Origin of the sequence: Natronoarchaeum sp. GCM10025321 (assembly GCF_042663585.1) — an archaeon.
Classification (GTDB): Archaea; Halobacteriota; Halobacteria; order Halobacteriales; family Natronoarchaeaceae; genus Natranaeroarchaeum.
The window spans coordinates 2,719,538-2,740,444 of sequence record NZ_JBHTAN010000006.1 but is presented as its reverse complement, the minus strand read 5'-3'; the positions used below and the strand labels follow the sequence as shown (position 1 = coordinate 2,740,444).

Below are 20,907 nucleotides of genomic sequence, written 5' to 3'. Positions count from 1 at the left end.
GAGCTACCGGGAAGAGTCATCAGTCTCAGTCGGCCGAACGGGTGCGCCACGCTCGGCGCTCTCGTACAGCGCGTCGATGACGGCCATGTTCGCGATGGCCTCGTCCGTGTCCGTTCGGGGACGGCGGCCCGCCTCGACGCACTCGACGAAGTGCTCGACCTGCAGGCGGTACTGGTCGACCGGCGCAAACGTCTCGACCCCGTGTTCCCCGTCGATCAGGTACTCCAGTTCGGCGGGTTCGTCGTCCGGAACGTCGAACGCGTTCTCGGCCTCGATCCAGCCGTTGCGTGCCTCGACGCGGTATCGCTGGACCGTCTCGGTGTCAAAGCCCGACGCGACACGCGCAGAGGCACCGTCGTCGTACTCCAGGATCCCGGCGAGTTCGGTGTCGACGCCCGCCCCACGCGAGTCGTCCGTATGGGCGTACACCCGGTGTGGTTCCCCGAGGAACTGGCGGGCCGCCGAGACGGCGTAGGCGCCGACGTCCATCAGACTCCCGCCCGCGAGGTCGGGGTCGAGCCGAATATCGTTGGGGTCGCCGAACAGCGGGAACTTGAACGTCGCGGAGACCGACCGGACGTCACCCAGTCGTTCGTCGGCCAGTTCGAGGACGCGCTCGGTCCGCGGATGAAACCGGTACATGAACGCCTCCATGAGCGTGACGTCCTGGCGCTCGCAGTACTCGCCGACCTCGCGGGCCTCGCTCGCGTCGACCGTGAGCGGTTTCTCACAGAGGACGTCGAGTCCGGCGTCGGCCGCCCGCTTCGTCCACTCGGCGTGCAGACCATTGGGCAGGGGAATGTAGACGGCGTCAATATCGGCGTCGTCGAGCAGCGCATCGTAGGAGTCGTAGCGCCGTGGGATCGAGAGGTCGTCCGCGACCGACGCGGCCCGGTCGGGGTCGCGAGAGGCAATAGCGCTGACCCGGGCGTCGCTCGCCTGGATCGCCGGGATTACCGAGTCCTGAGCGATGTGCGCCGTGCTGAGGATGCCAAATTCCATGTGCAATGGTTCAGCGTGGTGGGTAAAAATAGCTTGGTCGAAGGGACTCGGGACCCATCCAGCCCGGAGGGCAGGCTTTCGAATACATTATTACCCAAGCCTCTGAAAGACAACGTAGGTAGATTACTACCATGTCATTTTACGACGGCAGTAAACTCTCGACCGTGTACGACGACGCGCTAGACGAAGGCTTCGGCCTGATCGCCTCCAATATCGCAGAGCCGAACACGATGATCGGCCTGATGGAAGGGGCAGCGCGCAAGGACTCGGACCTGCTGTTGCAGGCCTCTGCCGGCGCCTGCCGCTTCGCCGGCAACGGCGACGCCGAGGCAGGCCTGGAAGCACTCGGCGGCTACATCGACGCCCTCGCCGAGCAGTTCGACATCGGCGTCTTCCTCAATATGGACCACCAGACTGACATGGAGTTCATCGAGTACCAGATGGAGACCGACATCCCCTCCTCGGTCATGATCGACGCCTCCCACGAACCGTTCGAGGAGAACATCGCAAAGAGCAAGGAGGTCGTCGAGATGGTCGACGAGTACGACGCCGACACGCTCATCGAGGCTGAACTGGGCCAGATCAAGGGCGTCGAGGACGAAGTCGACGTAGAGGACGCCTTCTACACCGATCCAGAGCAGGCCGTCGAGTTCGTCGACCGGACGGGCTGTGACCTGCTGGCGATTTCGGTCGGCACCCAACACGGCGTCGCGAAAGGGAAAGACCTGGAACTTCGCCCCGACCTCGCGGGCGACATCCGACAGGCGCTTCGGGATCACGGTCTGGACACGCCGCTCGTCCTGCACGGCTCCTCGGGCGTCCAGCCCGACCAGCTAAGAGAGATGCTCCAGCACGGTATCTGTAAGGTCAACAAGGACACTCGCTACCAGTACGAGTACACCCGGACCGCCTTCGACTACTACGACGAGCACCGCCACGCCATCTTCCCGCCGGAAGGCGTGCCGGATTCGCGTGATACGTTCTTCAATGACACCGACTGGTCGCCGAACAAGGACCACTTCGACCCCCGCGTCACCGGTCGAGAGATCCGCGACCGCATCGAGGACGTCCACGCCGACCTGACCGAGGTTTCGGGCAGTGCCGGCCAGAGCAAGTTCGACTGAGCGGATCGCCGACACCGTCTTTTTTGCGCGCCACCGACTCGTAGCGCTGCATGTCGCAGCCAGACCGCGCGAGGAGTGAGTAGAGCCGTGGAGAACAGGAAGGCGAGAAGTGAGAGCCAGTCAGTCGGGATCCTCGACGACAGTGACGCGATCAGCGAGCGTCGGGACGTCGTCCAGATCCTCGATTGCGGTGCCAACGACGCCGACGAGTCTGGACGAGACCGCAATCCCGTAGCTGAGGGTACGTTCCGGGGACGCGCCGGCGTGCCAGGCGGCGAGGACGCCGGAGAGCATGGCGTCGCCGGCCCCGACGGTGTCGACGACATCCACTTCGAGCGGTTCGGCGTACAGCACTGCGTCTTCCCCGACGTACAGCGCCCCGTCGGCGCCGAGGGAGGCGACGACGCGGTCGAAGCCCTGTTCGCGGAGCGCCTGGGCCGCCGCACGACAGTCGGCGAGGCTCTCGACGGGCATTCCGGTCGCGGCTTCGAGTTCGACGCGGTTGGGTTTACAGAGGCTGTAGTGGGCGTCCAGATCGGCGAGCGATTCGCCGCCGACGTCGACGACGGTCTCCCAGGGGCCGCCCTCCGCGATCCGGTCGATGGCGTCGACGTCGAGACCCGGCGGGAGCGAGCCACCGACCACAACGACCTCGGGGTCGTGTTCGCGAAGGCGCTCGACCAGTTCGTCGATGGCCGAGTCGTCGACCGTTGGCCCCTCGTGGTTGACCTTGTACTCCGCGTCCGGCGCGAGGACGGTCGTGTTCAACCGCGTCCGTTCCTCGATGTCGACGAAGTCGTGGGCGAGCCCCTGATCGGCCAGTTCGTTGCGGATGAACTGGCCGGTGGTGCCGCCGAGCAGGCCGGTGGTCGTCGTCTCGATGTCGAGATGGCGGAGATACTGCGAGACGTTGATGCCTTTCCCGCCCGATTGGAGTTGGTACTCGTTCGTGCGGGCGACGTCGCCGTCGACCAGTGGTTCAGAGAGCGATAGCGTGTGATCGATCGCGGGGTTGAGCGTGACTGTAAGGATCATATGTCGTCGATGTAGTTGGTGTTGGTGTCATCGAAGGCGGTGCGGTACGCTTCGGAGAGCCGACTGTCGGTGATGACGAGGTCGATCTCGTCGAACGATGCGAACTGCACGAAACTGCGCTCGTCGAACTTGGTCTCGTCGGCGACGAGAACGACGCGCGTCGAGTTCTCGATCATGATCCGTTTGGCCTGCGCCTCGTCCTCGTTCGGCGTCGTAAGACCGGCGTCAACGTCGATCGCGTTCGTTCCCAGATAGAGGAGATCGAAGTGCATCCGTTTCATGAACGATTCGGCCGATGGCCCGACGAGCGCTTTGGTGCTGCGGCGGAGCGTTCCGCCGGTGATCTTGACCTCGTTTTTACCCTGGCCGAGTTCGAGAGCGAGCAGTGGCGAGTTCGTCACAGGGACGATCGAGCCGTCGTGCGGGGCAAGTTTGGCGATCTGCATGGTGGTCGTCCCCGTATCGAAGAAGACGATCTCTCCGTCCCGCAGTTCCTCGATCGCATGATCGGCAAGCGTGCGCTTGACCTCCAGGTTCTGTACTTTTTTCTGGTCGTACGCCTCTTCGTTGCCGACGCTGGTGACGGGGAGTGCACCGCCGTGAGAGCGCTCGATCAACTGCTCCTCTTCGAGCGTCTGCAGGTCTCGCCGGATCGTCGCCTCCGAGAACTCGAGTTCCTCGGCTAGCTCGGTCACCGAACAGCCGTCGCGTTCGGAGACCAACTCGACGATCGTTCGCCGGCGTTGTCGTGGTAACATGGTGGGGGTTCAGTTGGGAGTAGGAGACCGTTCGTGTGCAGGTGTGATAAATTACCGGGCACACGACCGATCCCGTCAGTCCAGATACGCCTCGTACTCGTCGAGATACGATCGTAGCTCCTCGTAGGAGGGCTGGTCGCCGCTCCGGACGAAGTACGAAGCGACCGCGTTCCCAAGTGCGACCGCCGCACGGTCAGGCACTTCGTTGACGAGGCCGAGCGAGAGGCCGACGTTGAAGTGATCGCCCGCGCTTGTCGTGATCTCGGGGTCTTCGACGCGGGGGACTGCGACGCGACTCGTCCCCGCCTCGGTCACCACGACCGACTCGTGGGCACCGTGGCCGACGAATCGCGTTACGCCGAGCGCCTCGAAGGCCGCCCGGGCCGTCTCGATAAACGAGTCTGACTCGGTGTCCGCCAGGGTTTCGGCGAGAACCGAGCTCTCGAACCTGTTGGCGGTGACGGTCAGCGTCGCGACGTCGTCCAGACGCGTGATGACATCCATCCCGTCACGGAGTTCGGTTTCGCTGAGCTTCCGGACGTCCCCGGGATCGACGATAACGTTCTCCGGCGGCGCCTCTAGCAACGGCCAGACGTCGTCGAGCAGGCCATCGACGATGTCGGGGAAGCTCGGCATGTCGGCGAAGTAGCCCATCCCGAACAGGGTAGTCCCGTCGATCCGAGCCGCCAGGGTCTCGGGATCGACGGTATCGACGATCTCGTCCCAGTCCAACTGGCGCGTCTTGTTGATATCCATCAGCATCAACTTCCCGTCGGAGAACTCGACGGCGTCCGTGTAGCCCGGATCGCCGAACGTGACCATCTCGTTCCCCTCGAACTCCTCGACGAACGGCTCTTCGATCGGATCGCCGAACGTCCCCAGCATGACCGGGTCGTAGCCGAGATACCCGTACGCACGCGAGAGATGCGCAACGTGACCGCCCGTCCGGGTCGCCGTCTCCAGCCACTCGATAGACAGTGAGCTATCGGCCGCGGCCGACCTGCTGATCCGGTCGCCGAGTTCTTCCAGCGTGGTCAGCGCGTCGTAGTTATCCTCGTCCTGTCGTTCCGCGACCATCCGCCGAACCCGGTCGACGAAGCCGTCGAAGCCGAATACGACGGCGTCGGACGCGAGTTCGGACGGTAACGACTCACGGCACTCGGTGATCGACGCTACCGTCTCTGTTCGGACCTCTGGATCCATACTCCGACCTGTTTGTCGGCAACCGATAAAGTCGTTGTGTACTGTGGTTGGGTGCAGGTGTCGCGACCCCGCCATTGAACGGACCTGCACAGGAACTCTGCCCGAGTGTTTATTTATGAATATAAAATAGTGAAACCAATAAGAAGTGGAAGCCGGAGAACCGATAGATTACATTCGTATGGCTGTAATGACAGAGTCGAAGCTGAGTGGTTTCAACGACGACAGGTTTTTCGGAGTACCACGACCACTGACAGTCAGTAACAGGTCCGATCCGGGAATCAGTGACGATACTGGCGCACACAGGTGGGACCATGATTCGAGCGAGCGCGTGACTGATTCTGATCGTTTTTGTCCGTATAAATGGAAGATATCTGAACAGCGGACAGCAAACCGAAGCGAGTCGACATGCCGCTAGAAGAGCCTGTGCGGAGATTATTAATAAAAGTATTTACTCAATTAGTTCATTGAATAGCTATGGACAGCCTCGACGAAGCGAGCCTCAGAGATGCACTCGACTCCGTCGAGACGAAGGCAGCGGCAGTACGGGTACTCGTGGCGATTGCGCATCAGAACGGCGTGAGCCAGACCGAACTCGCTGACTGGCTCGGCGTGGAACGAAAGACCATCTACAACTGGCTCACCCGGTTCAGGGAATCGCCGGACGACCCGGTTGCGGCCGCGCGGGACGACGACAGATCCGGCCGGCCCGCAAAACTGACCGGCAACGCGCTGACGACCCTACTGGATCGGCTACAGGAACCGCCACGGGAATCGGGCTACGAACGGCCCACCTGGACACCCGAACTGGTGCAACAGCACGTCGAGGAGGCCCACGACGTGACGTACTCGCTGGGCAGTTGTCGGCGACTTCTGAGGGATGCAGGGCTGGTGTATCGGGACCCCGACCCGGCACGGGACCCCGAGTTTGTCGAGGACGCCTCGGACAGGAAGCGGCAGTGGCTTCCAAAGTGAGTAACTACTTCTGAAGTATAATGCGAATCGGACGGCACCGATCCCATCGGCCGGCGGGCAGTCCTGAGAACACGAGTCGGACGCATCCCAGATCGGTTGTGAACAGGTCCGTGTGTGTGCCATCATCAGCACGGGACTGCCCACTGCTGGGGATGTCGGACACACCAACCTCTGGAAGCGAGCGATTCATATCTCCGCAGAAATAGGTCCGAACGAATGATGCTGCTCGCCGCGCTCCTGGCGGTCGTCGTCGCCGTTACCGGGGCCGCCCTTACCGCCCTACTTTACGTGTGTGTCGACGCCGAACGGCTTCGGATGGCCGTCGACCAGCGGGAGTGGCTCGTTGGCCGTCTGCGCGGGATCGCTCCGTACGCTGGTGTTCTGGCCTTCATCCTCCTGATCAACAAGGGACTACAGGGGTATATCGAATCGTTCTCGCACACCTACGGCGTCGATGCGACCGCGCTGTTTTACGCTATCGAGGGGGACTTCGTCTCCTCGCTTCAGGGGCTGTTCCCCGACGCTGCGGTGTTTTTCTTCTCGCCGATCTACATCTTCGGCTACGTCGTCCTGCTCGTCTTTCCGCTGGTCGCGTACCTCTTTGCCGATTCGCTCGCACCGCTACGGACCCTCATCACGGCGTACACCATCAACTACGCCATCGCCGTGGTGTTTTACGCGACCATCGTCGCCTACGGCCCGCGAAACCACAGCGCGGATACGGCCGAGGCGGCCTCGGTCGGCGAACCGATGCTCGACCTCTTCCCGGACATCACGGTGTTGACCTCCCAGGTCAACACGCACACGAACGTCTTCCCCTCTTTGCACACCGCTCTGTCGGTGACCGTCCTGCTCGTGGCGATGACGACCCACGACGACTTCCCGCGCTGGACGACGATCGCGTCGGGCCTCTGCGTGAGCATCATCTTCGCGACGATGTATCTGGGGATCCACTGGTTCGTCGACGTCCTCGCGGGCGGCGTGCTGGCTGTGGTGAGCGTCTACGCGGCGCGGGCGCTCGTCGACCGTGCCCACCCCACTGAAAGCCGATAGCATCAAGGCGTCTGCACCAGGAAACTCCCGTCAGGCGTTCTCGTCCGCTGGCCCAGCGACCAGCGCGTAAGTCCGCCGGTCGACCGTTTCGATCCCGAGCAGTGAGAGTGCACCGCCGTACAGCGCAATACCGACCAGAAGCCCCGCGGCGATAGCGGGGATCGGTGGAAGCGCCGCTCGGACGGCCAGCATCCCGAGCGCCGCGACCGCACCCGCAAGGAGCGGCTTGAGAAAGGACAGAGAGTACGGATGGAGCCCCTCGAAGTACCACACTTCGGCCACCTTCGTCAGGTTCAGTACGGCGAGCACGCTCGCGGACGCCGCCGCCGCACCGGCGAAGCCGAACTGCTGGATGAGCACGACGTTGAGAGCCACGTTTGCGACACCGAACGTCCACTCGTTCACCATCACGACGTACTGGTGATCGGTCATCATCAGCAGGTAGCCGCTGGGCCCGGTCGCACAGTTGAACAGTTGGCTGACGACGAACAGCGTCAGCACGAGGCCTCCCGCGGTGAACTCCGGGCCGAACAGCCCGAGAATCTCGACGCGAAAGACGATGGCGGTGACGCCGAGCAACAGGCTAGCGGTGAAGATCCAGCGAGTGATCGCACCGTAGACGGCCGCCAGATCCTTGCGGTCGTCGTTGGCGTGTAGCCGCGCCGCGACCGGGGGAAACAGCTGATTGAACGCGAGCAGCGGGACGTACAGCAGGCCGGAGACCAGCACCGAGACGTTGTAGATGCCGACGGCCGTCGACGAGAGGAAGAAGCCGACCATCAACACGTCGATGCGACTCTGCATGACCGTGCCTGCTTCCTTGGCGGTCAGGGGCAGGGAGTAGTTGTAGTACTCTCTGACCGTCTTGCGGTTCGCGTGCGGACCTCCCAGGGTCGGCCAGACGTCGAGTCGACTGACGAAGAGATAGCCGGCGACTGCGAGCGTCAGCAGGCTTGCGACGACCATCGCCGCGACGACGCCGTAGACGGACGCCCCGGCGGCCAGTGCCGAGGCTACGGCGAGCACGCGGAGCAGCGGCTTGAGCAGGCGTTTGCTGAGCACCTCGTACTCGACCAACTCGACTGCCCGGAACGTCGCGTAGACCAGGTTTGCAAGCGTATCAAGAAACAGGATGCCGGCGAACAGCCGCAGCACGGCGACGAACTGCGGATCGGCCAGCGTGACCGCGGCGACCGTCGGCGCGAAGACGAACAGCGCAGTCGAGACGACGAGCGCACCCGCAAACGACGTTGCCCACGCGATGCCGAGCAGGAACCGGCGTTTCGCGGGGGCTCCCTCGTACTGTGGGAGATACTTGAGGATCGACGTATCGGAGCCGAGGTTCGTCAACAGCAGAGCAGTGAACGCGAGCGTCTTGCCGTACGCGAACAGGCCGTAGAGGCCGGCACCGAGCCAGCGGGAGACGAGCAGGTGAACGAGGAACTCTCCAGCATCGGAGACGATTTTGCCGACGGTGTATATCGAGGCTCCCCTGGCAACCGAGACCAGCGATCGAAGCCGGGACTCGTCACCACCGTCACCACTCATTGGGGAGGCCTTTGACCGAGCATACATCCGTCTTGTCGTTCGATCACAAATTTCCGTTTGTACGGCCAGAATAGCGGCCCTCAGGACCTCTACCGCGAAGATTACTTTGCCGCAAAACTACCGGTTATTAGAGGCCGAACCTACGTGCACCTGTGACTAGAGTACGAGAGGCAATCCAGATCTCACTTTTCCAACTGGATAACTACGGGCCGTGGACGGTGACGCCGTCGCCACGTCGGGAGACGGACCTGCAGGCGTTGCAGGCACGGCTGTACGCCGATCTTGCTGATTTCGTTGGGAAGTTCGATGGCTACGCCTTCTTCGACCGGTTCGACAACATGATCGCCGTCACGAACGGGATGACCGAGGGGGATCACGAACGGTTTCAGGAGCAGGTGGGAAACCAGTATCCGGTGACTGTCAGCGTCGGAATCGGCGTCGGGGGGACGCCGACCGAGGCGCTCGGCGCCGCCTCGCAAGCCCTGCAGGAGGAAGGGAGCGCACAGGACGCGGACCGGACCGAACGGCTGGCGACGGAAGGCGGGACGAATAGCTCTCAGGGGGAGTTAACCGTCGCACACTTCGATGTCGTCGACGTGACGGGCGAGTTCACGGATCAGAAAGCCGCGGGCGAGACCTCGCTTGCGATCCAGCGCGCCACCGTCTCCCTCGCGTCGTACCTCCGCGAGGAACACGGCGGGATCGCCCGATTCGTCGGAGGAGACAACATCATCGCGCTCTGTCCGTCGCTCGATTCCGATGCCTTCGAGAGCGCACGGGAGCACGTCCAGTCGACGACCGGCATCGATCTTCAGGTCGGGATCGGTGAGGGAGAGACCGCCCACGAGGCGGGCTACCGCGCGAAACTGGCGCTCGAAGAGTGTCGGGAGACGGGGACCCGGCTCCGTCGGTTCGGTCCCCGAGCGACTATCGATCAATGAGCGAAGCAGCCCTGTACTTCACCGACGAGCAGACCGTGGAGACGCGACCCATCGAAATCGATGGCCCGGACGAGGACGAACTGCTGATCCAGACGCGGTTCTCGGCGGTCAGTGCGGGGAGCGAACTGCTCGTCTACCGGGACGAAACGCCCCGCGAGACGGCAGTCGATGAGAGTATCGAGAGCCTCGACGGGGATTTTTCCTATCCGGTCCAGTACGGCTACGCCGCGGTCGGCGAGGTGATTGACGCCGGGCGCGACGTCGACGACGACTGGATCGGGAAACACGTGTTCTCGTTCAATCCTCACCAGACACAGTTTACGACACGTCCCGACGTCGTTATCGAGATACCACCAGACATCTCGACGGAGCACGCCACGCTGTTGCCCACCGTGGAGACCGCAACCAATCTCACCCTGGACAGTGCCCCACGCCTCGGGGAGCGAGTCGTGGTGTTCGGTGCCGGAGCCGTCGGGCTCTGTACGACGCGACTGCTGGCCGAGTTCCCGCTCGCCGAACTCGTCGTGGTCGATCCGATCGAGAACCGGCGAGCGCTGGCAGCGGAGTTCGGGGCCGACATGGTATGTCCACCGGAAGCGATCCCGGACCGCGTTAGCGGGGCGGACCTCGTCGTCGAGCTATCGGGTCAGCCGGACGTCCTCGACGACGCCATCGAGACGGTCGGGTACGACGGGCGGATCGTCGTCGGGTCGTGGTACGGCACCAAGCGGGCCCCGATCGACCTCGGCGGACGGTTCCACCGCAACCGGATCGAACTCGTCTCCAGCCAGGTGAGCACTATCGATCCGGAACTCCGCGGGCGATGGGACACCGAGCGACGATTCGATACCGCACTGAACTGGCTCGAACGGATGAATACGGAGGTCCTCATCAGTCACCGTATCCCGTTCGAGGACGCCGAGGCCGCCTACGAACTGCTCGACGATCGAGCCGAATCGGCGCTGCAGGTGGTATTTACCTACTGAGATGGCTTCGAAGACGACGGCACGGAACGTGCTGATGAGATCGGTGCTGGCGCTACTCGGTAGCGTCCTGGCCTGGCGACTGTTCAAATCGGTTTCCGTCTGGCAGGTCCGCCGCCACGGGGCCCGGCTATCAAACCAGTTCCCCGACTCGCTCGTGCCGAGGCCGCTCCGGGTGCTGCCGCCACCCGAAAGCGAGTACGTCGGCGTCTGGGACCGTTCGCCCGAGTCGGCACGCGAACTACTGGTCGAGGAGTACGGGTTCGAACAGACCTTCCGGGCGTATCTCCACGCCTACGAGCGCGCCGGGAGAACTCGGTACGAGGTGGCTAGCTGTTCGTACAAACCGGAGGGCGCCACTGGCGACTACCAACTACACGTCAGGCTGTTTCCCACGTCTGACGGTCGGACCGACGTCTGGTGTCACTGGGAGCGCAATCCCGACGTCGCCCCGCTCGCCCACATCAGACAGGAAGGCTACGATCCGGCCGAGGGAAAACGACGGCTCCGGAAGCTACTCGACGACGTGTCGATCGAGTAAGATGTCGGGACGATCCGACCTGCCGTTGGAATCGGCGCGATGGCCCGCCGAGCGCGGACGAATCAGTGCCCCTATGCAAAGGGATTTGTCGTATCAGCCAAACACTTTGTTATGAGTACCACGGACCGCACCTTCGCGCTCGACTCGCTGACCCCGCTACACTGGATCGCCATCGGGATGGCAATCGTGAGTGCACTCGTTCACCTCGTGCTCGGGGTAGAGTTCTTTCCCCATTACATGGGCGTCCTCTTCTTGCTCGCGACGGGCGGGTTCGTCGGAGCGGTCGTGCTGGTGCTGGTCGATTACCGGCGAAGTCTGCTCTATATCGTCGGGATCCCGTATACGCTGGTTCAGATCATCGCCTGGTATCAGGTCAATCAGCCCGGTAGTCTGGCGGACCTCGGGTCAGCAGACATCGTCGATAAGGTTGCACAGGTCGTTCTGATCGTCGCACTCGTGATTCTCTATCAGCGTGAGTCGTGAGTCAGGAGCCGATCACCCGTCGAACGCGACTCCGCGGGCAACTGGTGGTAGGGTTCCGAAACCGCATCACGAAGCCGCTGGCACGGCGGATTCCCGTCTCGATACTGCGTCGTGCCCACCGACTTCGGCGACGCGTCAGACCGGATGGCTACACCGACGCGAACCCGTTCGCAGTCGTCGACGTCGAATCGGTGCCCGTACTGATCCATCGTCGGCACCGGCGGTGCCAGGAGGTCCGTGATCGAGTGCGAGAGCAGGCACGGGACGCCGTCGACGAGGTACACCGCGAGCATCCGGACCTCGGCGACATCGACCGGAGAGATCCGACGTGAGGGCTGATCTCCGGGAGGGCGTAGACAGGCGTCGGCACCACTGGTCGGTCACCGGAGTCGTCACCGCCGTGCTCGTGCTGGCCGGACTTGGTAGCCTCCATCTCCTCTGGGAGGCGGGCCCGACCGGATCGTATGTCGTCGGGGTAGTCGGAGGGCTAGTCGTCGTGCTGGCGACGACGCGGCGGGCGTTTCGGCTTGCCCGGCGCGAAGTCGGGCCGGAACCGATCACGCTCGCGACGTGGGTGACGGTCGGGCGGGGTGGCGCACTGGTCATGCTTGCGGGGTTTCTGCTAGCCCCATCGCCGGACGGCAGGGCGGTGTGGCTACCTGGCCTCCTGTTCGCAGTCGCCGCCGCGGTGGATGCCCTCGACGGGGCAATCGCCCGACGACTCGACTGTGAATCCAAACGTGGGGAGCGCCTCGACGTCGAAATCGACGCGCTCACGGTCCTCGTCGGGTCGGTACTCGCGGTTCGGTACGACGTGGTACCGGTAGTGTTCGCGGTGGTCGGCATCGCTCGCTACGCGTTCGTCGGGGGGATTCACTATCGACAACAGCGCGGACGCGAGGTATACGACCTCGATCAGAGCAATCTCCGACGCGGGCTTGGCGGTGCTGCAATGCTGACCATCTGGCTGGCGTTGCTACCGACGCCCGGAGGGTCCATCTCCAGACTGCTTGCATGGCTCGTACTGGCACCGTTCCTGTTCAACTTCACGCGGGACTGGCTGGTCGTCTCGGGGCGACTTCCGGGATCGGACTGACCATCGGGGCCGGGTTTAAGCCTTCGCGGTCAAAGTGAGGGTATGTACGCCGTTTCGGTCTCGCACTCGTTCGTCGCACAGCACTGGCTGACAGTCCCCGATCCAGGCCCCGAGGGCACGCTACACTCCCATCATTTCACCGTCGAGGTCAGTTTCGAGGGACCGGAACTCGGCAAGTACGGTTATCTCGTCGACATCGATGCAGTCATCGACAGCCTGGAGGCGACGGTCGCGGAGTTCCGCGACGAGACGCTCAACGACCTGCCAGCGTTCGAGGGACAGAACCCCAGCGCGGAGCGTTTCGCACGGATCTTCGGAGACCGACTACTCGAACGACTGCAGCCAGAGACAGCAACGCGACTCACGGTGGCACTGCAGGAGGACGACGTCGCGACCGTCACCCACGAACGGACGCTCTGAGTGGCGGGAGCCAGCACGCAGTCCGCACCGATGCACGTCGGTCTCGTCATCTACGGCGACCTGGACGCGACCTCCGGTGGGTTCCGCTACGACCGCCAACTCGTCTCGTATCTCCGGGAACAGGGCGACACCGTCGACGTGATATCGCTCCCCTGGCGCTCCTATCACCGGGGGGTCCTCGACGGTATTGCCCCGTCGATCCGCTCGAAACTGGACCGCCCCGTCGACGTCCTCGTTCAGGACGGTCTCTGTCACCCCTCGCTGTGGCGGCAGAACCGCCATCTCTCGGAACCGGGATCGACCGTCGCGCTCGTCCACCATCTTCAGTCCGACGACCCCACTGGGCAGTTCGCATCGCTGTACCGACCGTTCGAGCGGCGGTTTCTCGGTTCGGTCGATGCGGCGATCAGCACGAGCGCGTTCATCCGGACTCACGCCAGCGAGCTAGCCCCGTCACTCGCCGGTAAGCCGAGTCTCGTCGCTCGCCCGGGCGGCCGGACGGACGGGCGCGCGCTCTCGCCGACGCAGGTCACCGACCGGGCAAAAGCGGAGCCACTTCGCATCGTCTACGTCGGAAACGTCGTGCCGCGGAAGGATCCGGAGACGCTGGTAGCGGCGGTGGCACGGGGACGACCGGAGAGAGACTGGGAGCTAACCGTCGTCGGAAGCCACGAGTCGACCCCCGACTACGCCGACTCCGTCGTGAGGGCGGCCGAGCAACGAGGGGTCGAGGATTGCGTCGAGTTCACCGGCGAAGTCGATACGGACGCACTCGAAGGCGTTCTCGAACGGAGTCACGTCTGTTGTGTCCCCTCGCGCTACGAGGCGTTCGGGATGGTGTATCTGGAGGCGATGGAGTACGGCGTGGTCCCGATTGCCAGCAGTGTCGGCGGAGCGAGCGAGTTCGTCGAGCACGAGCACAACGGCTTCGTCGTCGATCCGGGCCACGACGCGGGAATCGCCGCGATTCTCACCGCCCTCGACGACGACCGCGAGCGGCTAGCACGCCTCGGCGAAGGCGCTCTCCTCACGGCGGAACAGCATCCAACGTGGGACGAGACGATGGCCGAGATACGGGCGTTCCTCCAGTCGCTCTCAGACGGTCAGTAGCACGTCGAGTTGGTGGGCAACGTAGACGAGGTCGCCGCGTGCGATCTGCTCGTGTCGGCGGTCAGTCCAGCGCTCCAGACGGTCGCCGTCGACGGCCGAATCGTCTGCGAGCGCCGACGCCACCGTGTCGACGATATGATGTAAGAAGTAGCCTTCATCGGCCGTGTAGTCGCCGTCCTCGGGGGCGACGACCCAGTCCGACGCGCCCGCCGCGAGCAGTCGGTGATCCGTCGTCACCCGGGAGAGCAGATGTCGGCCAGCGTGTGGGTCGCCCGGGTTCTCCCGTCGGCGCATGTCCTCGTGGTAGCGCTCGACGACGTGCTCGTCGAACGCCGGAAAGACCGGCGGCTGAAACGTCGTCCCGCCGTCGAACGTGATCGGGAAGTAACAGTGACAGCCATCGGGAAGCCGCTCGAACAGTTCGTCTATCTCCGCCGACTCCAGCAGATCGAGGAAGGCGGCGCCGATGACCAGATCGGGCGTCGCGGTGGCGAGATACGTCCTGGCGTCGGTCACGGCCGTCTCGACTGTGACCTCTTGCTCACCGCGGGCCAGCGTGATCGCATCGTCCTCGGTGACAGTGTATTCCTCCGCCGACGCCCAGGAGGGGATGCGCTCGCGTGCGGCGTCGATCGAGTCGGCATCGACGTCGACCAGCGTGTAGGTCACCCGGTCCGGCAGAAGATTCCAGTCAAGCAATCGCTGGAGCATCGTTCCGATCCCGGCCCCGATCTCCACGATTTCGGTCGACCCGGCGAGTACGGGTTCGAGTTCGTCGAGGACGTGCCGGTCGAGCGAGCGATCGTCGACTGTCCGTTTCGCGCCCAGATACCGCTCCTGTGAGTACGTTCGTGTCATAAGTGTCGTGAGACGGACCGACCGAAACTGGTGAGTCCCGGGAACCTGCGGGCGTTCCAGGGCGGTGGTCGGGTCATCGTATGCGTGTACGCTCGACCGAACCGATATACCGCTTTCGCCTTCGGCGAGCGCCTCGAGCACTTACTCCAGTCGTTCGAGGAAGTTCCCGACGACGAAGATGTTGGCGCCGCTGCAGAAGGCGAACCCGCCGGCAGTGAGCATTTTTACGCTGAGAAAGAACCGGTCGTGATACGGGTAGACGCCGGAGGCCGCGAGGCTATCGATCGTTTCGATGCCACCGTGGCCGATTGCCGCGAGGGCGAGCGTCGCAGAGACGCCGAGCAGTCCAGTAATGAATGCGACGCCGGAGAAGATGTCCTCGAACCCCACGAGCGACCACGCCTGACTCTCGGAGATATCGTCGAGTGAGGAGCGGTACGCCGAGATCACCCCAAGTCCACCCGCTGCGACGACGAGACAGGCCACGCTGAACAACAGGAGTGCCGAGAAAGCAACCTCAGAGAGCAGTGGGCCCGACCCGAAGTAGACAGTCGTCACCGACTCCGGGAGAGACATCATCAGCGGCAGCGTCGCCGACGCGGCGAACAGCAGATAGCCACAGCCACGGATCTTCTGTGCGATCGACCAGTGCGCAAAGAGGCCGTGTTTCGCGCGGATGAGTTCGTACTCCGCGCCCTCCAGCAGCAGGTCAGTATATTTGTCTGGATTCACCATACTGTAACGGGGGAACAGTATTGATGGTGTTATAAGTTACGGGGCCGTACTCGCCTGTTCAATGTCCAGTAACGAATCGTACACCTAGCAGAAATATGTTCGACGCAATCGGGGAGGAAAATATACTATATATGAACGGATACCAATACGATATATTGAGAACGATGCAATTACCGTCATTTGGCACCCCGAAACCGGTCTCTGAACGATTCGAGGGGGATCTAGACAGTGTCAGACCTGCTCACTGGGTTCTGCGCTCTCACACTCTCGGGCCGGGAGTGTGACTTTCGCGTCTCGCGCAAGACCGCTGGATCGACAGATTGCTTCGGGGGGGACTCAGGGGTGGACGGCGACGTCGTCGAAAAGTCGGGGCGGGATCTGAACCGGATTGCGAGTTGGGGGGACTCGCGTGATTCGGATTTCGGATACAGCCTTCGCTACGTAGCTACGGTCATCACAGAAAGCCTAGGCCGGGATTTGAACCCGGGCTCTCGTCCTTACCAAGGTCCTGGCCGATACCGGACCAAATCGGACGCTTCAAGGCTACTATTGCTGGTTCTCGACCGTTTCCGGTCCTTCTCATCCCGAAATCACTACACGAGCCTATAAATAAGCGATGATACATTCTCGGGAGCCACAGGAGCACGTTCCGGAAGACAATCTACAGAACCACCCCTGGCCACTGGGATTGATGGCACCGGACCGCTCTCTTGATCATTTCTTAGGGCGGTGCGAAAATCCGAATTGTGTCAACGGGAACTGTTCGTCCTACTTCTAACACACGTACTTATAATGAATGGCTGAAATTTGAGCAATAATGGGAGGAACAGCACCATCCCGCGATGTGAATTTATCAGTCCCAACACGGACTGTTCTCATTCCTATCTTGATAGCATTGTTCAGCTTTATCGCTTTCATCATTAGCTCGGTCACGAACACAGACATCTCATCCCTTCTCACAATAGCCGGGGCGATTATGAACGGTATCGGGGCTATGCTCTTAGTGACCCCGAATATGCCGAAAGGTTTCCCTCGTGATTATCTACAGCGCCTTGTGCCAGAAGCTCAACAAATAGATAGTGCGCGAGAATGGTTTGATGGAGGGTCAGTTACCCGCGATAGCGCTGTCTTGGAGGGTTTTCGATACTGTCATGAATTAGCTTACGGAGAGATCGATGGTGAATTAGAAAGAGTGTCCTCCACGAGTACAGGATACCAGATTGAGATCAAAAACAATGGGAAGGTCGGGACCCCGAATACTCGAAGTGGAGCTGTTAAAAAGCTGGTAATGGCCCGACTGTTTGATGATGGTCTCCATAGGGCATATACCTACAGTGGAGTCGTCTGGATCGCGTTGGGGGTCTTTGTCTCAATTCTATCTATTTAGTGATTTCCGGGTCGTGCGAAAATTTGAGTTCCATAGTACAACGCGTTGAGAAAGATAACACGCCACTACTCACCAACAATAGATTGGCTGTCCGGGATCGGATTCAACGATGAAACCGGTACTTCGTGATTGTAGTGGTCAAAGTTCGACTTCTTCCGATCCGCATCAAGTACCATCTCTTTCGTTGCCGTCCCTACGAGATTTACCGTGACATCTTCTAACGGAGCTTCCAACGCACCCTCCAAGTGGGCGAGAACATAATACTCCGAATCAACACGCCACTCCTTCACCGGTAAGGCATACGGCTCTTTTCGACTGGTTTTCACGTCAACCGTCCGCTCAATGCCATCGATAGAAACCTCGAAATCAACGCCTCCATCTGACCATGGTACAAGTTCCGTATCGATTTCCAGATCAGCGTAAATAGCGAACGCCATCTCACCCAAGAGTCCAATTGCATGCCGGTCTTCCGGGTCTACACCCCACGTTCTGACACTGTTGTCCCAGTCCTCTCGTTCCTCAAATGACTGGTTCCGCTCACTGGCCTTCCGATACACCGTTCTGACCAGCCGAGGCGGTATTTCTACAGACGTAGACATTCAGGAGTTCCGCTACCCACTCACCCGCTAAATATCTACTGTGACCCGGTTTTCTGTATGTACATATACACAAGCCCCTATGTACGTACACGAAATTGTTATGCGACCTATTGGGTCAGTTCTTCAGCTTTTGATTCACCAATCCGTGGAACCTCCATGAGTTGGTTCATCTCAGCATTAAATACCTCCTCAACTGAATCATAGCCCGCCTCTCGAAGATTCTCGGCAACCGTATCGCCGATTCCTGGAAGCTCAGTCAGCTCCTGTGGAGTATTCCGTTCTTCGATGAGGTCGGGCAAGTCCACTTTTTCCCCATACAGCTCAATAATCAGATCACGGAACGTATTTCTGATTTCTTTCCGCCGGGCTTCTTCAAACGTGGTTGGCTCTCTTTCACCTTCGTCGACTGTTTCGTACTCTTGTTCGATAGAAATGTCAAATGAACTCCTCGGTTCTTGTTTGAACTCGATGGCAATCTCGACTTGTTCAGCGACATCTGTATTCACAAACCTCAGTATCCCGGATTTGAAGTAATAGCCGTTACTGATACATTGCTGTACAAAGTCATTTCCTCGGAGACCTTCACCCGTTAGTACCGCGTCTGTAATCCCACGGAGTTCCTCGTCAAGTCGCTCCTCGACATCATCATCGGTTTCCTCGAACATCTCGTCAGGTGCATCTCCTTGGCGCAAACCCAGTTTTATCGCTTGATCAAAACGCCAGTTACCTGGGTTTTCACTGAGAATATCATCGAAGAAGTCAACACGATCCTCAATTCGAAGCCGCTCTAAGACTATTTCTCCCTTTTCCAGAGGATCATCCCCGTTTTCCATTCGATACCGGTTCCAACCATCGAAGAAATCCTGAACAGCTCCAAGTTCATCGTATTTTCTGTAGTCCTGAGTCACCTTCACGACATCTTCTTCGCCGGTTTCTTCCACAGAAATAGAGGTCTTCTTGTCTTGAGAATCCATAAGATTCCGCCGAGCCTGTCGCCAGTAGACATATTCGAGGTCGACTTCAAATCCACCGTCCGTTTGAGAAACATCTGATATTTTTATGTTCTTATTGTCATTAAATACATTCTCGTTAGAGCTGGCACGGCTTAATTCGTGTTCTAAGTCCTCCAACCCGTCTTCTGTTTTGAAGGTGAATGCCGTTGCTTTTTCTTCTTGCTCCTGTTCGAGCAATCCTTTTTTCAAATGCTCCGCCTCATCGTATCCGAATAGGATTCTCCGAGTGATATTTGCAATATCTTCAGTGGTATTAGCGTGAACGAGGAAATTCTTGTTAGATCGGAGGAAATCCTGTGTCTGATCTCGACCGAACTTTTCTTCGACAAACACTCGGAAATCTGTGTCTGAGGGATATTCTTCCATAGTCATAGCGACTCACCTCTCATTCCGTCAACGTAGGTATCATAATTTACCTGTGTTAGTCTTTCAAAACGGAACTCCGGGGCGTCTTCTGGAAGGACATTTTGACGGAAACTCTCGATTAGACTACCAATCTGGAAATCTTCTGTCTGATCTCGCGTATCCAAATATACCCAGATTTCATCGGCGTCAGTCATCTGATATTCGAGTAGAGCCTTGAACATGAAATCAAGAGACTCACGCTGGATGTCGTCAAAATAGAACACGAGGTTCACGTCCTTTGAGTCGGAGTCTGGACCCTCACCCACTACTTTTTGGCCTTTTGCGAATACATAATCAGAAATCATATATTCAAGAGCGACCAGTTCTCCTCTCTCTGAGACAGTATCCGGTAACGATGGGTAGTAGAAATCAAGAGATTCATACTGACCATCAAACTCCGTTTCTTTCAATCCAGAGAACTGATTGTGAAGACTGGCTAATCGGTGTAAGTCACGGTTCCCAAGGACAAGAACCTGGAAGGGCTTCCTTCGCTTGTTCTTAATAGTTAGATCATTCACATACCCATCGAACATAGAATCGTCATACTCGCCATCATGGACCCATACACCTAAGATAGCGAGATCGACGTTCCTGTCTTCCCCGTTATTCAGGTATTCATCAAATTCGTCTGATTCCGGAATACATTCGAGTGTTTCGAGAGCTTGGGTAGCACCATCCTGAACTGAGGTATCATTCGTATTATCCCACGATTTTGCCTTTGACTCAATGACAACACCTCGCTCTCTCGTCCGGTACGGGTCGTCGTATGCCATATATCCATCAACGCCGTGATCAGTATCACGCTCATGATGTGCCGAAAGCTCACAAGGGATGTCTACATCCGAGTCTCCTTGCTGGTTCCAACCCAATGCTTCCAAGAGAGCAATCAGTCGATCATTCGCAATATCTCCCATTCGGTTCTGTCTTTCAGGCACTTGGCATCACCTCCGTTTCATTGATTGCGGTTTTAATCGTCGTTAGTAACTGATCATCCTTCTCAGAATTAGTGTACAGTCGTATTGAACCGCTCCGGAAGAAGCCCACTGTAATCCGCTCAGTGCCATTATCAAATTCCGCACCGAGGTAAGAAACGTTATTTCCATATTCAGAGAGGAGCTCTTTGGCTTTGTTTCCCTCAAACATTTTCAGATGGTAGCTACCGGTCACGTCACTACTGGGCGAGAAATTGTTTATCTTCATAGATTTAATACTTAGTTCGTTATCTTGTACAATGAGACCTTCATACAGAGCTGATAGATCAAGAGGGTATTCTGTTAGCCCAATATCCCAATTGGAGGCCTCACCCAATCGTGTCTTGATCTTGGAAACATCGTCTTGATTGGAAAACACTTCCAGAAAATCATTCGCCAAATCTATCCGAAATGGTATGAGCTCTGTTCGATCAATTTGTTTCTTGACTACTGTCTTGCTTTCTTCATCAAACTCTTGAATATTCGTAGGTGTAGTGATGACTAAATGCCCTGAAAGTAGACTTTCCTCAACAGATTCGAGCGAAAACCCATACGAACGGTCGCGGGTATATTCCATATCTTTCAAACCAGATATTAGGCTTTCATACTCCTCCTCAGAGACGTCCGCACGCACCAAATTAACCGTGAGAGGTGACGATTCAATCATGTA

General features: G+C 59.5%; 23 protein-coding genes. 12 read left to right on the top strand and 11 right to left on the bottom strand.

Annotated features, from left to right (window positions below):
* Positions 1 to 3: 3 nt before the first annotated feature.
* Complete coding sequence (locus ACFQL3_RS16950; protein ID WP_377056452.1) at positions 4 to 1,002, bottom strand: Gfo/Idh/MocA family protein; 999 nt, start codon at positions 1,000 to 1,002, stop codon at positions 4 to 6.
* 131 nt (positions 1,003 to 1,133) lie between these two features.
* Between ACFQL3_RS16950 and fba the strand changes: the two genes are divergently transcribed.
* Positions 1,134 to 2,126 carry a class II fructose-bisphosphate aldolase gene (fba, locus tag ACFQL3_RS16945; protein WP_377056450.1) on the top strand — a complete coding sequence of 331 codons (993 nt, stop codon included), beginning with the start codon at positions 1,134 to 1,136 and terminating at the stop codon, positions 2,124 to 2,126.
* A gap of 120 nt (positions 2,127 to 2,246) precedes the next feature.
* Here fba and pfkB read toward each other — a convergent pair whose 3' ends face one another.
* The 3 genes from pfkB to ACFQL3_RS16930 form a co-directional block, all read right to left on the bottom strand.
* Positions 2,247 to 3,161 (bottom strand): 1-phosphofructokinase, encoded by a 915-nt coding sequence (pfkB, locus tag ACFQL3_RS16940; RefSeq protein WP_377056448.1) that lies wholly within the window; start codon positions 3,159 to 3,161, stop codon positions 2,247 to 2,249.
* Entirely contained in the window at positions 3,158 to 3,919 is a 762-nt protein-coding gene (glpR, locus tag ACFQL3_RS16935; protein ID WP_377056446.1) for an HTH-type transcriptional regulator GlpR, read from the bottom strand. The genes pfkB and glpR overlap by 4 nt, the downstream gene beginning before the upstream one ends.
* A 75-nt stretch (positions 3,920 to 3,994) precedes the next feature.
* Positions 3,995 to 5,122 carry a PfkB family carbohydrate kinase gene (locus ACFQL3_RS16930; RefSeq protein ID WP_377056444.1) on the bottom strand — a complete coding sequence of 376 codons (1,128 nt, stop codon included), beginning with the start codon at positions 5,120 to 5,122 and terminating at the stop codon, positions 3,995 to 3,997.
* Between the two features lie 474 nt (positions 5,123 to 5,596).
* On the opposite strand from ACFQL3_RS16930, the gene ACFQL3_RS16925 reads away from it, so the two are divergent.
* Together ACFQL3_RS16925 and ACFQL3_RS16920 are read left to right on the top strand one after the other, a co-directional pair.
* Positions 5,597 to 6,094, top strand: a complete 498-nt coding sequence (locus ACFQL3_RS16925; protein ID WP_377056442.1) for a helix-turn-helix domain-containing protein — start codon at positions 5,597 to 5,599, stop codon at positions 6,092 to 6,094.
* Between the two features lie 216 nt (positions 6,095 to 6,310).
* Complete coding sequence (locus ACFQL3_RS16920; RefSeq protein WP_377056440.1) at positions 6,311 to 7,147, top strand: phosphatase PAP2 family protein; 837 nt, start codon at positions 6,311 to 6,313, stop codon at positions 7,145 to 7,147.
* A 30-nt stretch (positions 7,148 to 7,177) separates the two neighbouring features.
* Here the strand turns inward: ACFQL3_RS16920 and ACFQL3_RS16915 are convergent, their stop codons facing one another.
* On the bottom strand, positions 7,178 to 8,695 hold the full coding sequence (locus ACFQL3_RS16915) for a flippase (protein WP_377056438.1): 1,518 nt from the start codon (positions 8,693 to 8,695) through the stop codon (positions 7,178 to 7,180).
* Positions 8,696 to 8,847: 152 nt separating this feature from the next.
* On the opposite strand from ACFQL3_RS16915, the gene ACFQL3_RS16910 reads away from it, so the two are divergent.
* The 8 genes from ACFQL3_RS16910 (at position 8,848) to ACFQL3_RS16875 (ending at position 14,269) form a co-directional block, all read left to right on the top strand.
* Positions 8,848 to 9,636: a GTP cyclohydrolase IIa gene (locus ACFQL3_RS16910; RefSeq protein WP_377056436.1), complete on the top strand. Its 789-nt coding sequence runs from the start codon at positions 8,848 to 8,850 to the stop codon at positions 9,634 to 9,636.
* Positions 9,633 to 10,622 carry a zinc-dependent alcohol dehydrogenase gene (locus tag ACFQL3_RS16905; RefSeq protein ID WP_377056434.1) on the top strand — a complete coding sequence of 330 codons (990 nt, stop codon included), beginning with the start codon at positions 9,633 to 9,635 and terminating at the stop codon, positions 10,620 to 10,622. The genes ACFQL3_RS16910 and ACFQL3_RS16905 overlap by 4 nt, the downstream gene beginning before the upstream one ends.
* A gap of 1 nt (position 10,623) precedes the next feature.
* Positions 10,624 to 11,160, top strand: coding sequence for a hypothetical protein (locus tag ACFQL3_RS16900; RefSeq protein WP_377056432.1), 537 nt, complete (start codon positions 10,624 to 10,626; stop codon positions 11,158 to 11,160).
* A 111-nt stretch (positions 11,161 to 11,271) separates the two neighbouring features.
* Positions 11,272 to 11,643 carry a DUF7475 family protein gene (locus ACFQL3_RS16895; RefSeq protein WP_377056430.1) on the top strand — a complete coding sequence of 124 codons (372 nt, stop codon included), beginning with the start codon at positions 11,272 to 11,274 and terminating at the stop codon, positions 11,641 to 11,643.
* On the top strand, positions 11,640 to 11,975 hold the full coding sequence (locus tag ACFQL3_RS16890) for a hypothetical protein (RefSeq protein WP_377056428.1): 336 nt from the start codon (positions 11,640 to 11,642) through the stop codon (positions 11,973 to 11,975). Before ACFQL3_RS16895 ends, ACFQL3_RS16890 begins: the two co-directional genes overlap by 4 nt.
* Positions 11,972 to 12,739: a CDP-alcohol phosphatidyltransferase family protein gene (locus tag ACFQL3_RS16885; protein ID WP_377056426.1), complete on the top strand. Its 768-nt coding sequence runs from the start codon at positions 11,972 to 11,974 to the stop codon at positions 12,737 to 12,739. Before ACFQL3_RS16890 ends, ACFQL3_RS16885 begins: the two co-directional genes overlap by 4 nt.
* Before the next feature lie 42 nt (positions 12,740 to 12,781).
* Positions 12,782 to 13,159 carry a 6-pyruvoyl trahydropterin synthase family protein gene (locus tag ACFQL3_RS16880; RefSeq protein ID WP_377056424.1) on the top strand — a complete coding sequence of 126 codons (378 nt, stop codon included), beginning with the start codon at positions 12,782 to 12,784 and terminating at the stop codon, positions 13,157 to 13,159.
* Complete coding sequence (locus tag ACFQL3_RS16875; protein ID WP_377056422.1) at positions 13,160 to 14,269, top strand: glycosyltransferase family 4 protein; 1,110 nt, start codon at positions 13,160 to 13,162, stop codon at positions 14,267 to 14,269. It abuts the gene before it with no gap.
* Here the strand turns inward: ACFQL3_RS16875 and ACFQL3_RS16870 are convergent.
* Together ACFQL3_RS16870 and ACFQL3_RS16865 are read right to left on the bottom strand one after the other, a co-directional pair.
* A complete protein-coding gene (locus ACFQL3_RS16870; RefSeq protein ID WP_377056420.1) occupies positions 14,255 to 15,127 on the bottom strand; it encodes a methyltransferase in 873 nt (290 codons plus the stop codon). The genes ACFQL3_RS16875 and ACFQL3_RS16870 overlap by 15 nt on opposite strands.
* Before the next feature lie 141 nt (positions 15,128 to 15,268).
* A complete protein-coding gene (locus tag ACFQL3_RS16865; protein WP_377056418.1) occupies positions 15,269 to 15,862 on the bottom strand; it encodes a hypothetical protein in 594 nt (197 codons plus the stop codon).
* A gap of 817 nt (positions 15,863 to 16,679) precedes the next feature.
* Between ACFQL3_RS16865 and ACFQL3_RS16860 the strand changes: the two genes are divergently transcribed.
* A complete protein-coding gene (locus tag ACFQL3_RS16860; protein ID WP_377056416.1) occupies positions 16,680 to 17,249 on the top strand; it encodes a hypothetical protein in 570 nt (189 codons plus the stop codon).
* A gap of 65 nt (positions 17,250 to 17,314) precedes the next feature.
* Here ACFQL3_RS16860 and ACFQL3_RS16855 read toward each other — a convergent pair whose 3' ends face one another.
* The 4 genes from ACFQL3_RS16855 to ACFQL3_RS16840 form a co-directional block, all read right to left on the bottom strand.
* Complete coding sequence (locus ACFQL3_RS16855; RefSeq protein WP_377056414.1) at positions 17,315 to 17,848, bottom strand: hypothetical protein; 534 nt, start codon at positions 17,846 to 17,848, stop codon at positions 17,315 to 17,317.
* Positions 17,849 to 17,955: 107 nt separating this feature from the next.
* Positions 17,956 to 19,233, bottom strand: a complete 1,278-nt coding sequence (locus tag ACFQL3_RS16850; protein ID WP_377056412.1) for a helix-hairpin-helix domain-containing protein — start codon at positions 19,231 to 19,233, stop codon at positions 17,956 to 17,958.
* Positions 19,230 to 20,201 (bottom strand): hypothetical protein, encoded by a 972-nt coding sequence (locus ACFQL3_RS16845; RefSeq protein ID WP_377056410.1) that lies wholly within the window; start codon positions 20,199 to 20,201, stop codon positions 19,230 to 19,232. Before ACFQL3_RS16845 ends, ACFQL3_RS16850 begins: the two co-directional genes overlap by 4 nt.
* On the bottom strand, positions 20,194 to 20,904 hold the full coding sequence (locus tag ACFQL3_RS16840; protein WP_377056408.1) for a hypothetical protein: 711 nt from the start codon (positions 20,902 to 20,904) through the stop codon (positions 20,194 to 20,196). Before ACFQL3_RS16840 ends, ACFQL3_RS16845 begins: the two co-directional genes overlap by 8 nt.
* Positions 20,905 to 20,907: the final 3 nt, after the last annotated feature.

Bases quoted from the DNA above. Each gene is read 5' to 3' on its own strand.
- ACFQL3_RS16860 (WP_377056416.1), top strand. From the start codon at position 16,680: ATGGGAGGAACAGCACCATCCCGCGATGTGAATTTATCAGTCCCAACA.
- ACFQL3_RS16880 (WP_377056424.1), top strand. From the start codon at position 12,782: ATGTACGCCGTTTCGGTCTCGCACTCGTTCGTCGCACAGCACTGGCTG.
- glpR (WP_377056446.1), bottom strand. From the start codon at position 3,919: ATGTTACCACGACAACGCCGGCGAACGATCGTCGAGTTGGTCTCCGAA.
- ACFQL3_RS16840 (WP_377056408.1), bottom strand. From the start codon at position 20,904: ATGATTGAATCGTCACCTCTCACGGTTAATTTGGTGCGTGCGGACGTC.
- fba (WP_377056450.1), top strand. From the start codon at position 1,134: ATGTCATTTTACGACGGCAGTAAACTCTCGACCGTGTACGACGACGCG.
- ACFQL3_RS16920 (WP_377056440.1), top strand. From the start codon at position 6,311: ATGATGCTGCTCGCCGCGCTCCTGGCGGTCGTCGTCGCCGTTACCGGG.
- ACFQL3_RS16950 (WP_377056452.1), bottom strand. From the start codon at position 1,002: ATGGAATTTGGCATCCTCAGCACGGCGCACATCGCTCAGGACTCGGTA.
- ACFQL3_RS16900 (WP_377056432.1), top strand. From the start codon at position 10,624: ATGGCTTCGAAGACGACGGCACGGAACGTGCTGATGAGATCGGTGCTG.
- ACFQL3_RS16895 (WP_377056430.1), top strand. From the start codon at position 11,272: ATGAGTACCACGGACCGCACCTTCGCGCTCGACTCGCTGACCCCGCTA.
- ACFQL3_RS16855 (WP_377056414.1), bottom strand. From the start codon at position 17,848: ATGTCTACGTCTGTAGAAATACCGCCTCGGCTGGTCAGAACGGTGTAT.
- ACFQL3_RS16850 (WP_377056412.1), bottom strand. From the start codon at position 19,233: ATGACTATGGAAGAATATCCCTCAGACACAGATTTCCGAGTGTTTGTC.
- ACFQL3_RS16915 (WP_377056438.1), bottom strand. From the start codon at position 8,695: ATGAGTGGTGACGGTGGTGACGAGTCCCGGCTTCGATCGCTGGTCTCG.
- ACFQL3_RS16870 (WP_377056420.1), bottom strand. From the start codon at position 15,127: ATGACACGAACGTACTCACAGGAGCGGTATCTGGGCGCGAAACGGACA.
- ACFQL3_RS16925 (WP_377056442.1), top strand. From the start codon at position 5,597: ATGGACAGCCTCGACGAAGCGAGCCTCAGAGATGCACTCGACTCCGTC.
- ACFQL3_RS16905 (WP_377056434.1), top strand. From the start codon at position 9,633: ATGAGCGAAGCAGCCCTGTACTTCACCGACGAGCAGACCGTGGAGACG.
- pfkB (WP_377056448.1), bottom strand. From the start codon at position 3,161: ATGATCCTTACAGTCACGCTCAACCCCGCGATCGATCACACGCTATCG.
- ACFQL3_RS16930 (WP_377056444.1), bottom strand. From the start codon at position 5,122: ATGGATCCAGAGGTCCGAACAGAGACGGTAGCGTCGATCACCGAGTGC.
- ACFQL3_RS16865 (WP_377056418.1), bottom strand. From the start codon at position 15,862: ATGGTGAATCCAGACAAATATACTGACCTGCTGCTGGAGGGCGCGGAG.